At 65.2% G+C, this 18,400-nt stretch carries 20 protein-coding genes and 3 tRNA genes; 12 read left to right on the top strand and 11 right to left on the bottom strand.

The features are described 5' to 3' along the window. The 5 genes from folP to tilS form a co-directional block, all read right to left on the bottom strand. A complete protein-coding gene (folP, locus tag ABIE24_RS04690; RefSeq protein WP_354497291.1) occupies positions 1-834 on the bottom strand; it encodes a dihydropteroate synthase in 834 nt (277 codons plus the stop codon). Continuing rightward, positions 827-1,408, bottom strand: coding sequence for a GTP cyclohydrolase I (gene folE, locus ABIE24_RS04685; protein WP_354497289.1), 582 nt, complete (start codon positions 1,406-1,408; stop codon positions 827-829). Before folE ends, folP begins: the two co-directional genes overlap by 8 nt. A 30-nt stretch (positions 1,409-1,438) precedes the next feature. After that, the gene (ftsH, locus tag ABIE24_RS04680; RefSeq protein ID WP_354497287.1) at positions 1,439-3,439 is read right to left on the bottom strand and encodes an ATP-dependent zinc metalloprotease FtsH; all 2,001 of its coding nucleotides are present in this window, start codon (positions 3,437-3,439) and stop codon (positions 1,439-1,441) included. 129 nt (positions 3,440-3,568) lie between these two features. Then, the gene (gene hpt / locus ABIE24_RS04675) at positions 3,569-4,120 is read right to left on the bottom strand and encodes a hypoxanthine phosphoribosyltransferase (RefSeq protein WP_354497285.1); all 552 of its coding nucleotides are present in this window, start codon (positions 4,118-4,120) and stop codon (positions 3,569-3,571) included. Between the two features lie 9 nt (positions 4,121-4,129). Beyond that, positions 4,130-5,146 carry a tRNA lysidine(34) synthetase TilS gene (gene tilS, locus ABIE24_RS04670; protein WP_354497284.1) on the bottom strand — a complete coding sequence of 339 codons (1,017 nt, stop codon included), beginning with the start codon at positions 5,144-5,146 and terminating at the stop codon, positions 4,130-4,132. Between the two features lie 46 nt (positions 5,147-5,192). Here tilS and ABIE24_RS04665 point away from each other — a divergent pair, with 46 nt between their 5' ends. Continuing rightward, positions 5,193-5,684: an inorganic diphosphatase gene (locus tag ABIE24_RS04665; protein ID WP_354497282.1), complete on the top strand. Its 492-nt coding sequence runs from the start codon at positions 5,193-5,195 to the stop codon at positions 5,682-5,684. Positions 5,685-5,739: 55 nt separating this feature from the next. Here ABIE24_RS04665 and ABIE24_RS04660 read toward each other — a convergent pair whose 3' ends face one another. Then, complete coding sequence (locus tag ABIE24_RS04660) at positions 5,740-6,375, bottom strand: hypothetical protein (protein ID WP_354497280.1); 636 nt, start codon at positions 6,373-6,375, stop codon at positions 5,740-5,742. A 177-nt stretch (positions 6,376-6,552) separates the two neighbouring features. Here ABIE24_RS04660 and ABIE24_RS04655 point away from each other — a divergent pair. The 3 genes from ABIE24_RS04655 (at position 6,553) to ABIE24_RS04645 (ending at position 6,868) form a co-directional block, all read left to right on the top strand. Beyond that, positions 6,553-6,625: transfer RNA gene (locus ABIE24_RS04655), tRNA-Glu, on the top strand. A gap of 35 nt (positions 6,626-6,660) precedes the next feature. Next, positions 6,661-6,734 (top strand) — tRNA-Asp (locus ABIE24_RS04650). A gap of 61 nt (positions 6,735-6,795) precedes the next feature. After that, positions 6,796-6,868: transfer RNA gene (locus tag ABIE24_RS04645), tRNA-Phe, on the top strand. A 108-nt stretch (positions 6,869-6,976) separates the two neighbouring features. Here ABIE24_RS04645 and ABIE24_RS04640 read toward each other — a convergent pair. Together ABIE24_RS04640 and ABIE24_RS04635 are read right to left on the bottom strand one after the other, a co-directional pair. Further along, a complete protein-coding gene (locus ABIE24_RS04640) occupies positions 6,977-8,206 on the bottom strand; it encodes a tyrosine-type recombinase/integrase (RefSeq protein WP_354497279.1) in 1,230 nt (409 codons plus the stop codon). Continuing rightward, entirely contained in the window at positions 8,206-8,403 is a 198-nt protein-coding gene (locus ABIE24_RS04635) for a helix-turn-helix transcriptional regulator (RefSeq protein WP_354497277.1), read from the bottom strand. The genes ABIE24_RS04640 and ABIE24_RS04635 overlap by 1 nt, the downstream gene beginning before the upstream one ends. A 141-nt stretch (positions 8,404-8,544) precedes the next feature. Between ABIE24_RS04635 and ABIE24_RS04630 the strand changes: the two genes are divergently transcribed. The 8 genes from ABIE24_RS04630 to ABIE24_RS04595 all read left to right on the top strand — a co-directional run bounded on the left by ABIE24_RS04630 (position 8,545) and on the right by ABIE24_RS04595 (position 16,245). Further along, on the top strand, positions 8,545-9,255 hold the full coding sequence (locus tag ABIE24_RS04630) for a hypothetical protein (RefSeq protein ID WP_354497276.1): 711 nt from the start codon (positions 8,545-8,547) through the stop codon (positions 9,253-9,255). A 263-nt stretch (positions 9,256-9,518) separates the two neighbouring features. Then, a complete protein-coding gene (gene mobF, locus ABIE24_RS04625) occupies positions 9,519-12,221 on the top strand; it encodes a MobF family relaxase (protein ID WP_354497274.1) in 2,703 nt (900 codons plus the stop codon). Between the two features lie 305 nt (positions 12,222-12,526). Then, positions 12,527-12,985 carry a prevent-host-death protein gene (locus tag ABIE24_RS04620; RefSeq protein WP_354497272.1) on the top strand — a complete coding sequence of 153 codons (459 nt, stop codon included), beginning with the start codon at positions 12,527-12,529 and terminating at the stop codon, positions 12,983-12,985. A gap of 3 nt (positions 12,986-12,988) precedes the next feature. Next, positions 12,989-13,333: a hypothetical protein gene (locus tag ABIE24_RS04615; RefSeq protein ID WP_354497270.1), complete on the top strand. Its 345-nt coding sequence runs from the start codon at positions 12,989-12,991 to the stop codon at positions 13,331-13,333. A gap of 815 nt (positions 13,334-14,148) precedes the next feature. Further along, positions 14,149-14,772, top strand: coding sequence for a hypothetical protein (locus ABIE24_RS04610; protein WP_354497268.1), 624 nt, complete (start codon positions 14,149-14,151; stop codon positions 14,770-14,772). Positions 14,773-14,986: 214 nt separating this feature from the next. Beyond that, positions 14,987-15,316, top strand: a complete 330-nt coding sequence (locus ABIE24_RS04605) for a hypothetical protein (protein ID WP_354497267.1) — start codon at positions 14,987-14,989, stop codon at positions 15,314-15,316. Between the two features lie 112 nt (positions 15,317-15,428). Beyond that, positions 15,429-15,812 carry a hypothetical protein gene (locus tag ABIE24_RS04600; protein ID WP_354497265.1) on the top strand — a complete coding sequence of 128 codons (384 nt, stop codon included), beginning with the start codon at positions 15,429-15,431 and terminating at the stop codon, positions 15,810-15,812. A 142-nt stretch (positions 15,813-15,954) separates the two neighbouring features. After that, positions 15,955-16,245, top strand: a complete 291-nt coding sequence (locus ABIE24_RS04595) for a hypothetical protein (protein ID WP_354497263.1) — start codon at positions 15,955-15,957, stop codon at positions 16,243-16,245. Between the two features lie 91 nt (positions 16,246-16,336). On the opposite strand, the gene ABIE24_RS04590 is transcribed toward ABIE24_RS04595, so the two are convergent. The 3 genes from ABIE24_RS04590 to ABIE24_RS04580 form a co-directional block, all read right to left on the bottom strand. Next, positions 16,337-16,576, bottom strand: coding sequence for a hypothetical protein (locus ABIE24_RS04590; protein WP_354497262.1), 240 nt, complete (start codon positions 16,574-16,576; stop codon positions 16,337-16,339). 383 nt (positions 16,577-16,959) lie between these two features. Further along, positions 16,960-17,229: a hypothetical protein gene (locus ABIE24_RS04585; RefSeq protein ID WP_354497261.1), complete on the bottom strand. Its 270-nt coding sequence runs from the start codon at positions 17,227-17,229 to the stop codon at positions 16,960-16,962. Between the two features lie 348 nt (positions 17,230-17,577). Further along, a complete protein-coding gene (locus ABIE24_RS04580) occupies positions 17,578-18,138 on the bottom strand; it encodes a LysM domain-containing protein (protein WP_354497260.1) in 561 nt (186 codons plus the stop codon). Positions 18,139-18,400 lie beyond the last annotated feature (262 nt).

Below are 18,400 nucleotides of genomic sequence, written 5' to 3'. Positions count from 1 at the left end.
TCATCGCCCCGCGCGCGGGAGCCCGGACAGGCGCCGCTGAACGTCGAGTGCGATCGTGGTCGCGCGCACGTTGTGCACGCGAACGCCCCAGATCCCGGCGTCCGCCAGCAGTGCGCTGATCACCGCGGTGGGCAGGTCCCGGTCGGCCATGGGGGCGCCGTCCTCGAGGAGCGTCCCGACGAATCGCTTGCGCGAGGCGCCGATCAGCACCGGAAGCCCGATGGACTGCAGCTCGTCGAGTCGGGCGAGGATCTCCCAGTTGTGCCCGGACGCCTTCGCGAAGCCGAGCCCGGGATCCAGGATGATCCGCTCGCGGGCGACGCCGGCCGATTCGACGACACCGAGCTGCGCGACCAGCTCGGCACGGACGTCGCGGACGACGTCGTCGTAGTTCGCGTGCGCATCCATGTCGGTGCTGTGCCCGCGCCAGTGGCTGAGCAGGAACAGGGCGCCGGTCTCCGCGGCGACGGATGCCATGAGCGGGTCAGCGCGTCCACCGGAGACATCGTTGATGATGTCGACGCCGGCCTCGACCGAAGCCCGGGCGGTGTCCGCGTTCATTGTGTCGACGGAGAGGCGGATGCCGTCGGCCGCGAGGGCGCGGATCACCGGCAGGATGCGCCGCTGCTCCTCGGCGCTGCCGATCCGTTCGGCACCGGGGCGGGTCGATTCACCGCCCACATCGATGAGGTCGGCGCCGTCGGCGACGAGTCGCCTGCCGTGCTCGATCGCCGCCGCGTGGTCGAGGTATCGACCGCCGTCACTGAACGAGTTCGGGGTGACGTTGAGGATGCCCATCACCAGCATGCGCTCGGCGGGTGCGGCCTCAGGCATGGGACGGGTGTGCGCCCCGGCCGATCAGCGTGATGATCTCGGCGCGCCTCACCGGGTCGGAGAGCTCTCCCCTGCTGGCCAGTGTGAGGGTCGACGCGGCTTCCTGCCGGGACCCACGGGCCGAGACGCAGCCGTGCACGGCGTCGAGGACGACGAGGACTCCCCGGGCGCCGAGCCCGCGTTCCAGCGTGTTGGCGATCTCTTCGGTGAGCCGCTCCTGCAGTTGCGGGCGCGACGCGAGCGTGTCGACGACGCGCGGCAGCCGGCCGAGTCCGACGATGCGGTCGCTCGGCAGGTAGGCGATGTGGGCGACACCGAGGAACGGGAGCAGGTGGTGCTCGCAGATGGAACGGAAGGAGATGTCACGCACGACGACGGCTTCGCCCGGTCCGTCGCTGCCGACCGGGACGGCATCCGTCAGAAGGTCCAACGGGTCCTCGCTGAGGCCGCCGAAGAACTCCGCGTAGGCCTCGGCGACACGCTCAGGGGTGCGGGCGAGCCCCGGCCGGGCCGGGTTCTCACCGATCGCGAGCAACAGTTCCGTGACCGCCCGCTGAATCCTCTCGCTGTCCATCCGGGCCCCTTCGGTGTCGCCCATGGGGGCTTATGCCGTTGCCGGTCGCGGGTTCACCTGTGGCGCGCGGGTCGGCTTGGAGTCGCTCTCGACGCCGCCGTCCGTGACACCCGGGTCGATCGGCGCCTTCGCGATCGGAACGGCGATCGGCGGGGAATCCGAGACCGGACGGTTGGTGCTGGAGAGCCACTGCGGGCGCGGCGGCAGCTTGCGGATGTTCGTGAAGATCTCGGCGAGCTGGTTGTGGTCGAGCGTTTCCTTCTCGAGCAGCTCAGCGGCCAGGCGGTCGAGGATCTCGCGGTTGTCGTTGAGCACCTGCCACGCCTCGTCGTGGGCCTGTTCGATCAGCACACGCACTTCGGCGTCGACCGTCTCTGCGATCTGCTCCGAATAGTCGCGCTGGTGTCCCATGTCGCGGCCGAGGAACACCTCCCCGCTCGACTGGCCGAGCTTGATCGCTCCGACGTTGGCGCTCATGCCGTATTCGGTGACCATCTTGCGGGCGATGCCCGTGGCCTTCTCGATGTCGTTGGACGCTCCGGTGGTGGGGTCGTGGAACACCATTTCTTCGGCGACACGGCCGCCCATCGCGTAGGCGAGCTGGTCGAGGAGTTCGTTGCGCGTGACGGAGTATTTGTCCTCGAGCGGGAGCACCATCGTGTACCCGAGGGCCCGGCCGCGCGGGAGGATGGTGACCTTCGTCACCGGGTCGGTGTTGCGCATCGCCGCGGCGGCGAGGGCGTGGCCACCCTCGTGGTACGCGGTGATGAGCTTCTCCTGGTCCTTCATCACGCGGCTGCGACGCTGCGGGCCGGCCATGACCCGGTCGACGGCCTCGTCGAGGGCACGGTTGTCGATGATCTGTGCGTTCGAACGCGCGGTGAGCAGGGCGGCCTCGTTCAGCACGTTGGCGAGGTCGGCGCCGGTGAAGCCCGGCGTCTTGCGGGCGAGAACGTCGAGGTCGACGCTCTCGGCCATCGGCTTGCCCTTGGCGTGTACTTCGAGGATGTGCGTGCGTCCCTTGAGGTCGGGAGCGTCGACGCCGATCTGGCGGTCGAACCGGCCCGGGCGCAGCAGCGCCGGGTCGAGGATGTCAGGGCGGTTGGTCGCGGCGATCATGATCACGTTCGCCTTGGGATCGAAACCGTCCATCTCGACCAGCAGCTGGTTGAGGGTCTGCTCGCGCTCGTCGTGTCCGCCGCCCATGCCGGCACCGCGGTGCCGGCCGACGGCGTCGATCTCGTCGACGAAGATGATCGCCGGCGAGTTCTCTTTGGCCTGGGTGAACAGGTCACGAACGCGACTCGCACCGACACCGACGAACATTTCGACGAAGTCGGAGCCGGAGATCGAGTAGAACGGAACGCCGGCTTCACCGGCGACGGCGCGCGCGAGGAGGGTCTTACCCGTTCCGGGAGGGCCGTACAGCAGCACACCCTTCGGGATCCGGGCGCCGACCGCCTGGAACCGAGCCGGCTCCTTGAGGAAGTCCTTGATCTCTTCGAGCTCCTCGATCGCCTCGTCACTGCCCGCGACATCCGCAAAGGTGACCTTCGGCGATTCCTTGGAGACCAGTTTCGCTTTCGATTTGCCAAACTGCATGACCTTCGATCCGCCGCCCTGCATGCTCGACAGCATGATCCAGAAGAAGACACCGATGAGCAGGAGCGGAAGAAGCAGTCCGAGCGCCGACAGCCACCAGCTGGGCTGTGGGACCTTGTCCGTGAATCCGTCGGCCGGCGCCGCGGCGTCGACGGCGGCGACGACGTCTTCGGCCCGTGCGGTCAGGTAGTAGAACTGCACAGTTGTGCCGTTCTCGCCGTCCGCCTTCGCCAGGGTGAGGTCGGCGCGGTTGTCGCCCTCGGTGAGCGTCACCTCGGTTACCTTGCCGTCCTTGAGCAGCTCGAGACCGTGGTCGGTCGAGACCTCGCGCATACCGTTGACGTTGAGAAGGCTCGACCCGACCCAGAAAACGATGATGGCGATCAGGATGTAAGGAAGCGGGCCCTTGAAGATGCGCTTAAAGTTCATAGTTCGGATGAGCGGATGCCCAACACCTTTCTGAAGGTACGGCGAAGCGTCGAACGCCCCGTGAAGTAAAGGTTATCGCCAGAACGCTGGACGCGGCCTCTATGTTCGCCGAAGGGGGAACGGCGGTCTTCAGGCGTAAACGTGCGGCGCGAGCACCGCCACGTCGCGCAGGTTCCGGTAGCGCTCGTCGAAGTCGAGGCCGTAGCCGACGACGAAGTCCGTCGGGATGTCGAAACCGACGTACTTGCAGTCGATCTCCACCTTCGCCGCCTCCGGCTTCCGGAGCAGCGCGCACACCTCGATGGACGCCGCGCCGCGCGAGGCGAAGTTGTCGAGCAGCCAGGACAACGTCAGCCCTGAGTCGATGATGTCTTCGACGATCAACACATGCCGGTCGGTCAGGTCGGAGTCCAGGTCCTTGCGGATCTGCACGACGCCGCTCGACTTCGTTCCTGCGCCGTATGACGACACGGCCATCCAGTCAATCGACACGTGGCTGGTCAGGGCCCGGGAGAGGTCCGCCATGACCATGACCGCTCCTTTGAGCACTCCGACCAGCAGAAGGTCCTTGCCCACGTAGTCGGCGTCGATGCGAGCGGCGAGCTCAACCAGTTTGTCCTGAATCTGCTGTTCGGTGACAAGGATCGTGGTGAGGTCGCGTGAGATGTCGCTCGATTCCATGCGTTCATCCTATCCGCGCGCCGAGAACACGATCAGGCCGCCCTCGCGCCGGACGCGGATGCCGGGAACGTCGATCGGGCCCTGCCCGTGCCAGTCGGTGACCAGGCGCGCGATCTCGAGCGTGTGGTTTCGGTCGAGCGAGCGGCCGAATTCGCTCGACGCGACGAGCCGGATGATCCGGTTGCGAAGCGCCGTGGGATTCACCGCGAGCGCGCGCACGTCGACGGCGATCCCCGCCTCAGCCGGTTCGCAGATCTCCTCGATCATCTCCTCGACCATGCGGTCGAGGGCCTCGGAATCTTCTCGCAACTGCTCGGCCGTGCGGACGAGGGCTTCAGAGATGCCAGGCCCGAGTTCCTTTTCGAGCACCGGGAGAACCGACGTGCGCAGACGGACCCTGGTGAACCGCGGGTCGGAGTTGTGCGGGTCGATCCACGGTTCCAGGTTCTCGGCCACGCAGGCGGCGTGGGCGGTTTTCCGGTGCACATTCAGCAGAGGACGCAGGTAGACGCCGGCAACCGGGGCCATCCCGCGCAGGCTGCCCGCCCCCGAACCCCTCGCGAGCCCGAGCAGCACCGTTTCGGCCTGGTCGTCGAGCGTGTGGCCCAACAGCACCCAGCGGGCATCCGTCGACTCGACGACGTCGTCGATCGCCCGGTACCGGGCGTCGCGGGCGGCCGCCTCGGGGCCGTTCCCCAGCACGACGTCGACTTTCCTCACCACAACGGGTGAGAGTCCGAGCCGTTCGGCGGCGGCAGCGGCCTGAGCGGCCGCGTCGCCGGAACCGTCCTGCAGGCCGTGGTCGACGATCACCGCTCCCGCCCGGAATCCGAGCGGCGGCGCTTCGAAGGCGGTCGCGGCGGCGAGGGCGAGCGAGTCCGGCCCGCCGCTCAGCGCGACAAGAACGAGGTCGCCGTCAGGCCGCCCCGACACACCGGTGGCGGCGAGCGCCCGCCGCACCGCGAGGCGGACGTCGGCGACCGCACGATTCAGCGGCGGGCGGCGCGGAGAACTGTTGTTGGGCATCAAGTAACGTTATTGCAGACTTTCGAATAACAGAGGAGAACACTTCATGGCCGAATATGACGTCGTCGTCGAGATCCCCAAGGGCAGCCGCAACAAGTACGAGGTCGACCACGAAACCGGTCGCGTCTACCTGGACCGCGTCCTGTTCACCGCCTTCAGCTACCCGGTCGACTACGGCTACTTCGAGAACACCCTCGGCCTCGACGGCGACCCCGTCGACGCGCTCGTGCTTCTCGAGTACCCGGTGTTCCCCGGCGTCGGCATCAAGGTGCGCCCCGTCGGCGTCCTCAACATGACCGACGAGGCAGGCTCCGACGCGAAGGTCGTGTGCGTCCAGCACAAGGACCCGCGCTGGGCGCATATCCAGGACATCACCGATGTGCCGGAACAGACCCGCCAGGAGCTCGAGCACTTCTTCGCCCGGTACAAGGATCTCGAACCCAACAAGTGGGTCACCATCGAAGGGTGGGGCGACGTCGTCGAAGCCGAAGCCATCGTCGAGGCCGGCATCGTCAAGCTGCGCGACGAAGGCCACTAGGCATCCGCTCCTTGAAACCCCGCAGCTTGCGAGCTGCGGGGTTTTTCCGTCCCGGTCAGACCAGGACGGGGAAGGTGGCCAGGATGATCATCCCGGCGACCGCGACGAGGACGCCGAGTCCGAGCAGGAACCATCCGGCGAAGGACGACGTGCTCCGTTGCGCCATGGCCGTGAAGAACAACACCAGGGCGAAGAGCACGGTGAGGATCGAGTAATTGTCTCCGCGCTGATTGCTCTCGAGCGCCGCGTCGAACGTCTCGTCGGCTCGAGCCGCGGCCGCGGCCGCCTCCTCGCTCCCGGCCGGAACATACGACGGTTCGCGGAACGGGGATTCCAGCTCTTGCCCATCGGCTTGCCAGTCGTCGAACGCGATCGCGAAGGCGGGCGAGAATCGCGCGCTGATGTACTCGGCAAGTGCGACATCACCGCGCGCTGTGGCGAGGATCCACTCGGTGTAGATGGCGAGGTCCACCGCCCGGGCATCGCGCGAAGCACTCGCGAAATCCACGGACTGGATGCGGGCAGCGGAGGCCTGGCTGAACTGGATCGACATCTGCCCACCCCACTTCGAGGACTCGAAGCCGCACCACGCCGTGAGGATGGCCGTGATCGCCAGGAGAAAGACGGCGAGGATCTCTCGCGCCTCGGCCCAGCGCCGCGGGGCAGTTCCGTCGGGGGGATTCTCTGCCATCGCACCGCCCATTTCTCACGGATTCCCACTGCAGACAGCCACACGGTAACGACCCGGACCCCACCTGCGAATCATCCTGCCGGGGTGAGCGCCACACCGTCGATGACCTCGTTTTGGCAAATCGCGCTCAGACCCGTATGCTTCTTCTCGGTAGTTACGGAGCCCTCACAGGCTCTCGGCCCCATCGTTTAGTGGCCTAGGACGCCGCCCTTTCACGGCGGTAGCACGGGTTCGAATCCCGTTGGGGTCACATAGCTACTACACTCAGTACAAGTAAAAAAGTAAGGCCCTGTAGCGCAGTTGGTTAGCGCGCCGCCCTGTCACGGCGGAGGTCGCCGGTTCAAGTCCGGTCAGGGTCGCTGAGGAGAAGAGCCCTTCCGCAAGGAGGGGTTTTTCACCTTTCGGCGGCGAAAGTTGCCTGGCTCTGTAGCTCAGTTGGTAGAGCGTTCGACTGAAAATCGAAAGGTCACCGGATCGATGCCGGTCGGAGCCACTGAAATCCTCGTAAGGCTTCTACTTACGGGGATTTCTTCATTTAAGCCCGAGTTTCCGCCGAAAGACCGAGGGTAGATTCCGCCGGACAACCGACGGTTTTCCCGTTTCAGCGGTCGATTTCCTCGGGCCCTCGCCGAGGCTGTGCCATTAATGTGCCATTAAGGCGGGCAGGGGTCCGCTGCTGGTCCATTTCCGGTAGGGCGCCCTCGTCTTTATTCATCGCGTCGTTGAGGGCGGCTCCTGCACGAAGCGCGACGCCCTCCCGGGCACGCGAATAGCGCTCGGTGACTTGGAGGCTCGAGTGACCCAGGGTCGCCTGCACATCGGGAGCGCTGGCGCCGGCGTCGAACAGGATGGTCGCGAAGGTGTGGCGGAGGTCGTGGATCCGCAGGTTGGGTCGGCCGATCGCCGTCCGTAGCTCCTCCCAGTCGGCGCCCCTGCGCGCATTGTGATTCGTGAGCCGTCCGCCATCGGCGCCGTCGAACAGCAGGTCGTTCGGCCGTTTGCCCCGCGCAGCCGCCTCGGCGTATGGGCGCAGCGCGTCGATCAGCGGAACCTCGCGTGACTTATGGCTCTTCGGCGACTGCTCGATCAGCTCGCCACGCATGCCTGGACTCAGCGACCGGCTGACCCGGATGATGCCACGCTCGAAATCGACATCGCCGACCCGCAACGCGGTGGCCTCCCCCGCCCGCATCCCGGTGTAGACGAGAGCGGCGAGGTAGCGTCGGTAGACGCCGTCGGGTACGAGTTCGAGCAGCTCGCGAATTTGGTCGAGGGTGAGCGCCCGCGAGACCGGCGAGATTGACTCGCGCATGCTCGGCCGTTTGACCTCGCGCGCCGGGTTGTAGTCGATGAACCGGGAACGCCGGGCGCCGTCCAGCAGTCGTGACAGCACGGCGAGTGCATCGTTCTTGGCGGAGGCCCCGCCCGACCACGCGACCATCGCCGACTCGATCATCGGCGAGGTGATGTCCTCGAGCCGATGGCGGCCGAGCGCCGGCCTTATACGGAGTCGCCAGGCGACGCCGTAGCTGCGCGCGGTAGCGGGCCGCACCGATGACTCGATCGCCGGCCAGTACTTCTCGTGCCACTGCTCGAGCGTCATCGAGCCGTTCGGGTTGCGGCCGGCTACCAGCTTCGCGAGCTCGCGCTTGGCTTCGGCCAACGTCAGGAACGTGCGCGACCGTTCTGCGGCGCCGCCCTCGACGCTCGGGCCGACGACGCGGATCTGGTACCGCTGCCGGTCAGCGCGCCAGCGGATGCCCTCTGGGAGCGGGCGCCCCGTGCGCGGATCAACCCTCGTCGGGGAATCCCGGCTGGGCCGCCCGGCCATCAGCTTTCCGTCCCACCCCGCGCTAGCAGATCGTCGATCGTGTCGGCGCTCCACAGCAGGTGCTTGCCCATGTGCGCGTCGGGCTCAGGAATCAGCCCGTCGTGACGAAGCTTGTCGAAAGTCGAGACTGGAACGCGGCACCGAGCGGCCGCCTCGACACGACTCAGATACTCCACCCTCAGCGCGGCGTCGACCATAATGCACTCCTTCGGCTGACTTGCCTACGGTGCTGGCGTCTAGTGCACGCCGGCACACGCGCGGCTATTTGCAATTACCTGAGAATACCATCGTCACGCGGCTTTTGGCAAGAACCTGAGATGTTTGGCTAGACTCGGTGCATGCCTCTTTCCACGCCGCGCCCTGGCGACCAGTCGTACGACGGCCTGCTGGTCGCGGGCGACCTGCCCGACGGGTGGTACCTGCCCAGCCGATTCCCCGGCGAGCGCGACGATAACGCGAGCGAGCAGATCGATCGCGTGCTCGGGTACAACGACTGGGTCGCAACCGAGTCGCAACGGGAGACGCAGAGTGTCTCCGAGGAGATCGAGACGATTGACGGTCGTTGGCGCTACATCGAGCACACGGCGACGCATACGCGAGTGATGATCCGGCTGCAGCGTCAGCTCTTCGCCGCGCCCGAAGAGGTCCGCATTACCGGCGTGATCTACCTACCCTGGCGCCCAGGCGACCCGATCACGAGCCAGCTCCTCCGCGAGCTGCCAACCGCCCGCATCGAGGCGGCGATCAACAAGCGGCTGTTCGCGATGAAGCGCACCGAGACCATCACCGGCGGGAAGATCGTGCTGCCGTCGGGACGGAAGATCAGCGAGCGGGGTTTACTCAAGCCGCTGGGTGATCCGAAGAAGGATCCGGACTTCTACGCACTGGTCGCCCTCCAGCACGGCCGGCTCACCCAGCAGAGGGACGCGAATCCGAGCGCCACGATGGCGCAGCTCAATGGTGTTGCACTGTCAACGGCGCAGGGGTGGGTCACCAAAGCTCGCGAGCGGGGGTTGCTGCCGCCAGGGAGGCGCGGGCGGGCGGGGTAGGTAGCCCATTGACGGCATCCGCGTACTCACAGGGATGTCCGCCGCTTCTCGCGAACGTCACGATCTCCCACCTGATCGAATGCGGCCTGATAGCACCGACCCTTCGGCGCATACAGTCCGACGTGCCCTTTTCCTCCGGGTTTCCGACAGCGAAACAGCGCGGACCGCAGTCGGAAGCGCGTACCTCAAGTTGCCCCGTTTACTGAATGGACGTATGCTACCGTAGGTAGTTGCAAGAACCTGAGTCGGCTCGGAGGGCGGCTATGAAGGGCGGGGTCATCCTGTTCCGGGGCTCTGGGGCGGACGCGCGCCGTTACCTAGAGTCGGATCGGTCGCGTGCCGACGAGTACTACCTCGAAGGCGGGACAGCCCTCGCCGAGTTCTCCGTCGTCGACGGCGACGGCGTGGTGATCGGCGAAGGGGGACTCACCCCAGACGAGTACGCGCAGTGGGTCGATTGGATCAACCCACTCACCACCGAGTCGATGGGCAAGCCGAGGCTACCGGGAGACGGACGGCAGGGATCGCCGCGCTTCGCTGAGATGGTCGTGAACGCACCGAAGTCGCTGTCGATCGCCGCGGCCCTGCACCCCGAGGTATCCGTCGCACTCGACGCCGCGCAACGCGACGCAGTCGCCGCAATCCGCGCCTGGCTCGGCCAACATTCCGTCACCCGCGTCGGACCGCGCGAGCAGCAGCGTGTCGTGCCGGTCGAACAGTTGGAGACGATCGCCGTCTCACACAAGACCTCGCGCGCGGGCGACCCTCACCGACACATGCACTTCCAGATCGGTACGCGGGTGTGGGCGGCCGAGGCCTGGCGCGGCCTCGACACCGCGGCGCTGTTCCGTCAGCAGGGAGCGATCCGTTCACTGGGCACGGCCGTGATCGCCGCGCATCCGCAACTCGCGGCTGCCCTCGACGTCCACGGCCTGACACTGGACCCCGTGACCGGAGAAGTCGCGGAGCTGCAGCCCTTCAACGCCCTGATGAGCAAGCGGGCTGAGCAGGTCGCGCGCAACCTGGCGCACTTCGAGAAAGAGTGGCGCACGGCGCATCCCGAGCAGCAGCCTGGCCCGGCTGCGATGTCGCGGCTAATCGCCATGTCCTGGGATCACGAGCGGCCGCACAAGCGACCGACCGAGCTCGGCAACGAGGCGGCATGGCGTACAGAGCTCGAGGACGCCGGCTACCAGTCCGACCTCGAGCGCGCGCCGGTGCGCGCATCGGTCTTGCTGGACGAGGTAAGCGTTCGGGATGTCGCATCGCGGGCCCTCGACCGCTGCGCGGCTTCGGCGTCGACGTGGACAGCGCACGACATCCAGGAGCAGGTTACTCGCATCATCACGGAGGCTGGCGTGCGCGCCGACCCCGAGCCGCTGCGCGAAGTCGTCACGCTCGCGACACGGTTGGCCGCGGATGATTGTCTGTCCGTCCTGCCACCCGACAGGCCGCATCCCGAGCACGTCGCACACCTCACGAGCCTGCACGTCATCGCCTCCGAGACTCGGCTGCGAGACCTACTCATGGCACGGGCTGCGTATGCCGGCCGCGGCCGGGCGCCGAACATGATGCACATCGCGCGCCGCCACCGGCTCGACCCTGCGCAGGCGCGGGCGGCCGCAGCGGTGGCATCCAGCGATCCGCTCGTCGTCGTGGAAGGCGCTGCCGGCGCGGGCAAGACGACGATGCTCGCCGCCGCGATCGAGGCCGCTGCCGCGCACGGCCGCGCAACCCGGGTGATCACGCCGACGAAGAAGGCGGCCGACGTCGCGCATCAGGAACTTGGCGTTGCAACCGACAGCGTCGCGAAGCTCGTCCACGAGCACGGATGGCGATGGAATCGCGATGGCGCCTGGACCCGACTCTCCGTTGGGGAGACCGACCCCGAGACCGGTGCCCGCTACACGGGCCCCACGGCGGCCGCGCGGCTCGTGCGCAGCGACCGGATCGTGGTCGATGAAGCCGGCATGCTCGACCAGGACGCGGCACTCGCGCTCCTCACCATCGCGGACGAGCACAGAGCCACCCTCGCCTTGGTCGGCGACCGCGCACAGCTCGCCGCGATCGGCCGCGGCGGCGTGCTCGACATTGCCGCGCAACTCCTCCCCCGCGTGCACGCCATGACGACCGTGCACCGTTTCGCCGATCCGGCGTATGCCGCGCTCACCGTGCAGCTGCGACGCGGGGAACACCCCACATCGCTATTCGACCGGATAGACACACTCGGCCTCGTCGTCGTGCATGAGAGCGCAGGCGCCCTCCATGACGCGGTCGCACGTGAATGGCGTGAGGGAGACGCGATCACCGTCGCGACAAACGACGAAGCGCGCGCACTGAACATGCGCATCCGCGCCGAACGGGTACGCGCGGGCCGAGTTGACGACTGCCGCATCTCCACCGGTAGCGACGGTCTGAACATGGGATGCGGCGATGTAATACAGACGCGGCAGAACGACTCAGCTCTGCACGTGGCGAACCGGCAGACCTGGATTGTGCAGAGTGTGGGCGACGACGGTGCGGTGTGGGTGAAGAACCAAAACGCGGGTCGAAGACAATCCGCTGTGCGACTACCGACGGAGTACGTCACCGAGCACACCCATCTGGCGTATGCGTCGACCGCACACGGAATGCAGGGCGCCACTGTGGACGAGTCCGGCACAATCCTCGGCGACGCCATGGATGCGGCTGGCCTCTACGTGGGCATGACCCGCGGAAGGAACTCCAATCGTCTGCACCTCGTCGCGTCCAGCTTTGATGATGCTCGCGAGCAGTTCATCCGTGCGATGGAGCGCGATCGGGCAGATCGCGGGCTCACGCACGCGACGGCCGCAGCGCGAGAGTCGATACGTGGCCTCGCCCCCGGCACCGACCGGCTCCAGCGCATCGCACAATCACCCGCCGTTATGGCCTTCGAGCGCAACGGCAGCAGAACGAACCCTTCGAGATCGGGTCTGAACCGGTGAGCCGCGTCCCTCGACCGAGTTTCGAGCGTAGCGGCAGGCACCGAGCTCACGCTGGTGAGCAGGTTCGCAAGACCCGGGAACCCTCAGCCGGACAAATGGACCGCAGCGTTCGAGGTGAGGTCACCCTCCCGTGAGATAGATGCACCTCGACCTGCTCGCACTCCAGACGAGTGCGCCAGCGGGAGGAGAGCAGTCAGGAGCCCAATGATGTGGAGAGTCCCGGGCCCGTTCAGATAGCGCGTAGCTGGAGCACCAAGTGGCCGCACGCGATAGACTTCCGATTACATTCCGAATATGCTGTCACTATGACAATCATGCAGGACCCCCGCACAACCAGCCGACGCTCATCCGATCTGAGCAAGCACTCAGCTGACGTGTTCGCCGAGGCTGAGGAGCACCCGGTCCAAGTCACACGGCGCGATGGTGAGCCTCTGGTGCTGATGTCTCAGCGCGAGGTTGACGCGCGAGACATGCTCCTGCAATTCGCTGCTGATCTCATCACGGTCACGCTCGATGACGACGGCACACTTGCCTCCCGCATGGCACGTAGGTTCTCTTGGATGCTCGCCCTTTCGACCGAAGACCAGGCGAGTTGTGCCCAGGATCTTGTTAACGCTGCACGGGCGTCCTTCTCCACGGGACAGGCACACCTCGCTGCGGCCGAACTTACCTCTTGGCGCGAGACCGCGACAGCGATCGCCGCAGGTCTCACGTCAACGCCGGTCGAGTGGCTTGATACCGCGTCGCCTGTTGAGCGCCCCTAGAGCGTGTCGAAGAGCGAGCAGGTCCCGAGGCCGACGAAGAAGTCCGAGTACACGATCCGATTCGCGTCAGTCAGTGCACAGAAAGGGTGGCGCAACCTGGCTTCCCAGATCCGTAACCAACTGGCGGACTCGTGGGACTTTCTGACCCGAACGCCGACAGAGCGCACTCCGACGAACTACCCGCTGAAGGGTAAGGAGCTGGGGTCAATCGAGCGTGGCGGCAAGACGTACGTGCGTTGGCAACACAAGCCCACAGCACAAGGGGACGCACGGATCTGGTTCTATGTCGATGGTCAGCACGTCTTCCTCGAGCAGGTGCACACCAAGCATCCGAACGAGACGAAATAGCACCGATAGGCCAAACATCGACGCGATCATCGGCGTCCGGCTCAAATGGCGGGTATTTTCAGCGCAGCCATTTGGCAGGCGCTGCCTTCCCACCCCACCTCGGGGGCGGCCGTCGTGCTGGACTTCCTTCAACGTGAGGCCCTGGGTTTGGCGTGCCATCCCGCGTTTCCCCCGGCGAGGCGTCGTTGCTCATTGTCGTGCAAGATCGAAGGGTGGTTCGCCGTGACCTGTAGTTCTTGGCTGTGGAGCTGCGTAATTCTGGACCCTGAGTGAGCGACTTTGTACTGGCAGCGCAGACGAGTCTGATCATCGCCGCCTCACTCGCGTCCATCTTGTTCATCGGTCAAGTGATTAGGCATTCAACCGAACCCGACTCACCGTTCAAGAGGTGGAAGACAGCGGCTGTCATAACGCTCACGCTGACAGGCCTGCTTCTCGTCACCACAGTTCTGCTTCTGTGGACATGAATCATCGTCCTAGGCGATGTACTCATTGTCTCGATTGCGAAAAAGTGCTTCGTGAATCGTGGCGGTGGCGGGACGCCCATCGGAGGCTCAACGCGGATAGTCGAGTTGCCCCTTGAAAGTAACCTGCGGGATCTCGATCGCGGACGAATCGGAGATGCCGTGATGACACGGAAGCGCTCGATGGTTGCGTCGGAGCAAGATTTTGCCCTCCGGGGACACTCTCTAGTGCACGGACCCATCTGACATGATCACCAAAGGACCACCGACCATTAACGACGCCTACCAAGGGAAATGATGAGCGCTGCAACGCGAATGAGGCTTGCCGCTATCGTGGGGTCGATTATCTTGATGACCATCACCTCGGCATGTGCGCACGATACGGCGACGACGCTGCTGGACGATGCGGCGGGGCCGCCGTATTCAGTTCGAGATAGCGTCGATCAATTCGGCGGGCTCGAGTTTGACTACGACCCATTTCGCTCGCCAGCCGCACTCGCTGAAAAAAGTTCCCTCGTGGTGACAGGAACGATCGATCGAGTCCAAGAAGGCCGGGTTCAGATCGTGCCCAAGAATGAAAATGCCGCGGGAGTCTCCACCATCGTTCTCGTTCTTCGCGATGCGAAGGAAGTCCTGGGAAGCGTTGATGACGGCAATGATGGGTTTGTCTATATCGAGTTGCCAAATCCGGGCCAGCAGGAGCCGGGGGCGTACTCGGACGGTCTCCGTACGGGCTCCGACGTCGTCGCGTACCTCCTTCCGGCCTCAGACGGGGCACCTGCGGAGGGTGTGGACATCGCCATCGCTGACCCTGTGGCGGGTCGACCCGATGGGCAGGCTCTCTACGTTCCGACAGCCCCCCAGGCGCTGATCCTCCAGCACCAAGACGAAGCGGTTGTCTGGCCCCTGATCGGCGAGAAGCGTGACGGCAGGATCGAGGACACGCTGCCGGGCGGAAAACTCATCGCACCCTGATTCAGCTCACAGCCCGCGTCGGTCGGGTCGTGTTCCCTACTCTCCACGAAGATCCTGCCGACCGATCAACCGAGCGACGACGGACGGCGTAGCCCGTCGGACGGACGCTCAACGGAAACCTTCTGCGGGAAACTCGGCGCGCAAAGATGGTGAGCGTCCGTGGAGGATCTCGAACGGCCGTGTTACGACCGAGCGCGGAAGCTATGTTGAGCCCATGACTAATCGGATAGGTGCGCTCGTCGCTCTGGGCTTTGCATCCCTGCTCCTTGCCGGGTGCGCCGGTCAGCGACCGGCGACTTGGGTCGAGGACGTCTGCAACATCCACGCGTCGTGGATCTCGTCTGATCGACCGCAGGCCGACGAGGAACGACTGACGAACTCGTTACGAGATTCGATCCCGGAAAGCAGCGACGGCGCGGTCGCGGACTCCGCACGAGCTTTCATTAACGCCGCACAGGAAGACGACCGCTCAGAGGTCGAGTCCGCCGACGAACAGCTCGTAGCGGCGTGCAAGGACAGCGGATGGGAGCCCGCGGAAGGCTAACCCCTGCCCCTCATTGGGAATCCTCAGCGAGACACCGATACCCGAACGCGTCGGGCCTTTCGCTCCAACGCTTTCCGTTGTGATCGTCCACGCTTGCTGAGAAGATACGCCCATGAGCGAGGTTGATCCGGACGACGACACAATATGGCGATGGGTGATTCACCACTATCGATTTGACCCAACGCGTAATCAGCGGCGCAACGTTCGCGTCGCGGCATACGACGATGAAAGCGAATTCCGGTCCGAGCTGGATCGATACACCGAGCTGATTCGTTCCGAAATCGCAGTTGGCACACGTAGCAATCGCGAGTCAGTCAGCGGCATTGCCTTAGAGCCCGGACACCTCGCGGCCCAGGCAGGCGGACACGACGTCCGCAGAGCGATCGAACACAATGTGAATCCGGAGCGGCTTCTGCGAACCGCTCCGATACCGCACAACATGGCGCTGTTGGGCTTTCACGACGAAGACTCTCCACCCGCCGGCCCACGCCCATAGCCCGCAGGCGCAACCCTCAACGGGAACGAATCTTCAGCTGGTCGGCGACTCGTGGTCGCACCCCAGACGAGAGTGTCGGACTGCGAACCTGATGGCGGTCTCAACGCGTTACGCTGACGGACAACCTGCGAATGGAGCCCCGATGGCGAAATCTGACGAAGCCAAAGGCGTGTCGGGGTGGTGGCTTGCCGTTATGGGAATTGTTTCGATCGCCTTCGGCCTGGGCGCGTACCTACTTGATTCCGTTAACATCATCAACGTTTCATACGAGCCTCTGATCACATCCCCGGTTGGCGTTGGTGTTGTTTTACTGATCATGGGCATCGTCATGGGCATCAGGGGAACCCGAGTCGAGAGCGACGGGAGAAACCGATACGGAAGGTTGATGAACAAGGACAACGACGCAGGTGGTTCCAGCAAGCCGAAGGACTAAACGGTCGGCGCGGATGCCCAAATACGAACCTTCAGCGGGACGGGTCAGGCGCTTCGCGGACTTCGGCAGAAGGCTTCATGCCCTCTCCTGCCTACGGCCGGGCCGGCTCCAACATGCAGAGGTTGAAGAGGCGATCTTCCGGCGAGAGCTCGTCCCAAGCGTCCTTTTGAGCCTCGGCTTTCTCCCAGGATCCGCTCACCTCAAGGAGATCTTGCGGCAGGACGAGGGTGCTGCTGTCGGGGCTTTCGTCCGAACTAGCTTTCGCGGCGCTGATGCGCTGATTGATCTCCGGGTTGTCACAAGCCTCGCGCTCCTCCGCGGTGATCTCCACGGTTATTAGCGCCAGATTTGGGGAGGGAACCGCCGAACTTGTCGAAACGGCGCCGCCGCCACCCAGTGACGCGCCACAGGCTGACGTCCCAAGGAAGACAGCGAGTGCGATCGTTCCTAACATTGGGATTCGACGGTTCATCAGTGCCCTTCGGTCCGTACTTTATGGTTGGTCAGTCCGGAGCCACTCCACGCCTCCGCGTGCGTTACGTCTGGCCCGCCACAGCTTATATAGCCAAGCAGCGACGAGGTCGAGACCGAAAACGATGCTGTCACCATTCGTCGCCACGCGAAGTGTCGCCTGCTCGGAGCGACAAGTTATTCGGCCACCTGCGCAGAGACGTAGACGGCAGCGAAGAGCGCTGACCCCTGACTTATGCAGCCCTACGAAGATGAGGGGTACAGGCAATCGGAATCCGGGTCTGCTAAATACGCGTCCGGGTAAGTTTCTCTGCTCAACCCGCCGGACGACACGCACCCCCCGAAGTCCAGCGACTGGAGCCATCCGATTCCGAGAGCAAAGAGGACGAGGAATATTGCAATGCAGACTGCGGTCACGATAGTGAACCGCAGCAACGGGCGCCAGGCCGGTTCGGGTTCCACTTTGACGAAGGCTGAATCACGAGCGAGGAAGATCTCTGGCAGCTCGGTCATGGTGTTACCATATCGAACTCGGTTGCGACAAGGGTCGTGAACTCGGTCTTTTCGTAGCCGGTTGACGGCTCCAAGGGGACGGTGACGGCATGCACATCTGCTCGTTGTCTTGGTCACCATGGGGTTGTTCGCCGCGGTCTTCGTCGCCGTGGTGCGGGGCATCGTCTGGACTAGCCAAAAGCGCGGACGGAACGCTGACCGGGCATGTCCTGGAGGACTCCGGCCCGCCTCCGTCGATGAAAGCTCCGATGGGGTCCCTTGGAGGCGCTTCTGCACCCTTCGCGACGGTGTTGGCAGACCGTGGTGCTCCGGTCGCGGAACCGGGGGCGCCGCTCGTGCCGGTGCGGTTCACTCGTCTGCGTACGGGTCGACCCAATCGGTTACGAGGTCCGCGTTCAGCGTGAGCACGTCACCCGGCTGGATCACAGCGCCGTGGCTGTAGCCGTTCAGGAGGCCGAGCGCATTTCCGTTGTAGATACAGAAGCGCTCGCCGATCCGGGTCAGCACGTCGCCGGGAGCGACGGTGTACGTCGCCGGGCGACCCTGGTCGTCCAGGCTGACCTCACCGTTCGCGAAGTCGAGCGGCCCCATGTCGACGAGGTCCGCGCCGCCCTGCTCGACGTGCATCGGCTCGTTCCCAGTGCTGCCGATCCAGATGTAGGCGGACGACTCGCACTCGCCGGGGCCGCCCACAGGAATGGAGGTCCCGGGACCGACGTTCACGTACTGCTCCGGGACGTCCGCCTCCACCTCAGGCTCGACCGCGGTCGGTTCCGGTGCCTGGCTCGCGGCGGGCTTCTCCGACGGGTCCGCCGCTTGCCGTGCCGTCGTGGCGGTACACCCGGCTAGCGCGGTTGCCCCAAAAACAAGGGCGGCAAGGGTCGCGGTGAGCTTGGCTGTGCTGGACATAAGGTCTCCTCGTTCAGGCTGCGAGTGCCGCTTCGGTTCGGTGGTGGGCATGGAGGCGGGCCATCAGCTACCGAAAGCATCTGCACCAACGGCGTTTCCACTACGAGCGCACGGTCGCGAAGTTGCAGTGCGGAAACGTGGGAGCGCATCCGCTCACAGTATCGGCAGCAGCCAACGGCTCGCGGGCCCCCGACCGGGGACTTCAGTGAGCAGGGTGGGCGGTCGTTCGGCTCCCCGTCGAGCCGCGTTAGAGAGCGAATCG

Origin of the sequence: Mycetocola sp. 2940 (assembly GCF_040548835.1) — a bacterium.
Lineage (GTDB): Bacteria > Actinomycetota > Actinomycetes > Actinomycetales > Microbacteriaceae > Mycetocola_A.
Note: the sequence above shows the minus strand (reverse complement) of the source record. Positions and strands in the feature narration are given on the sequence as shown.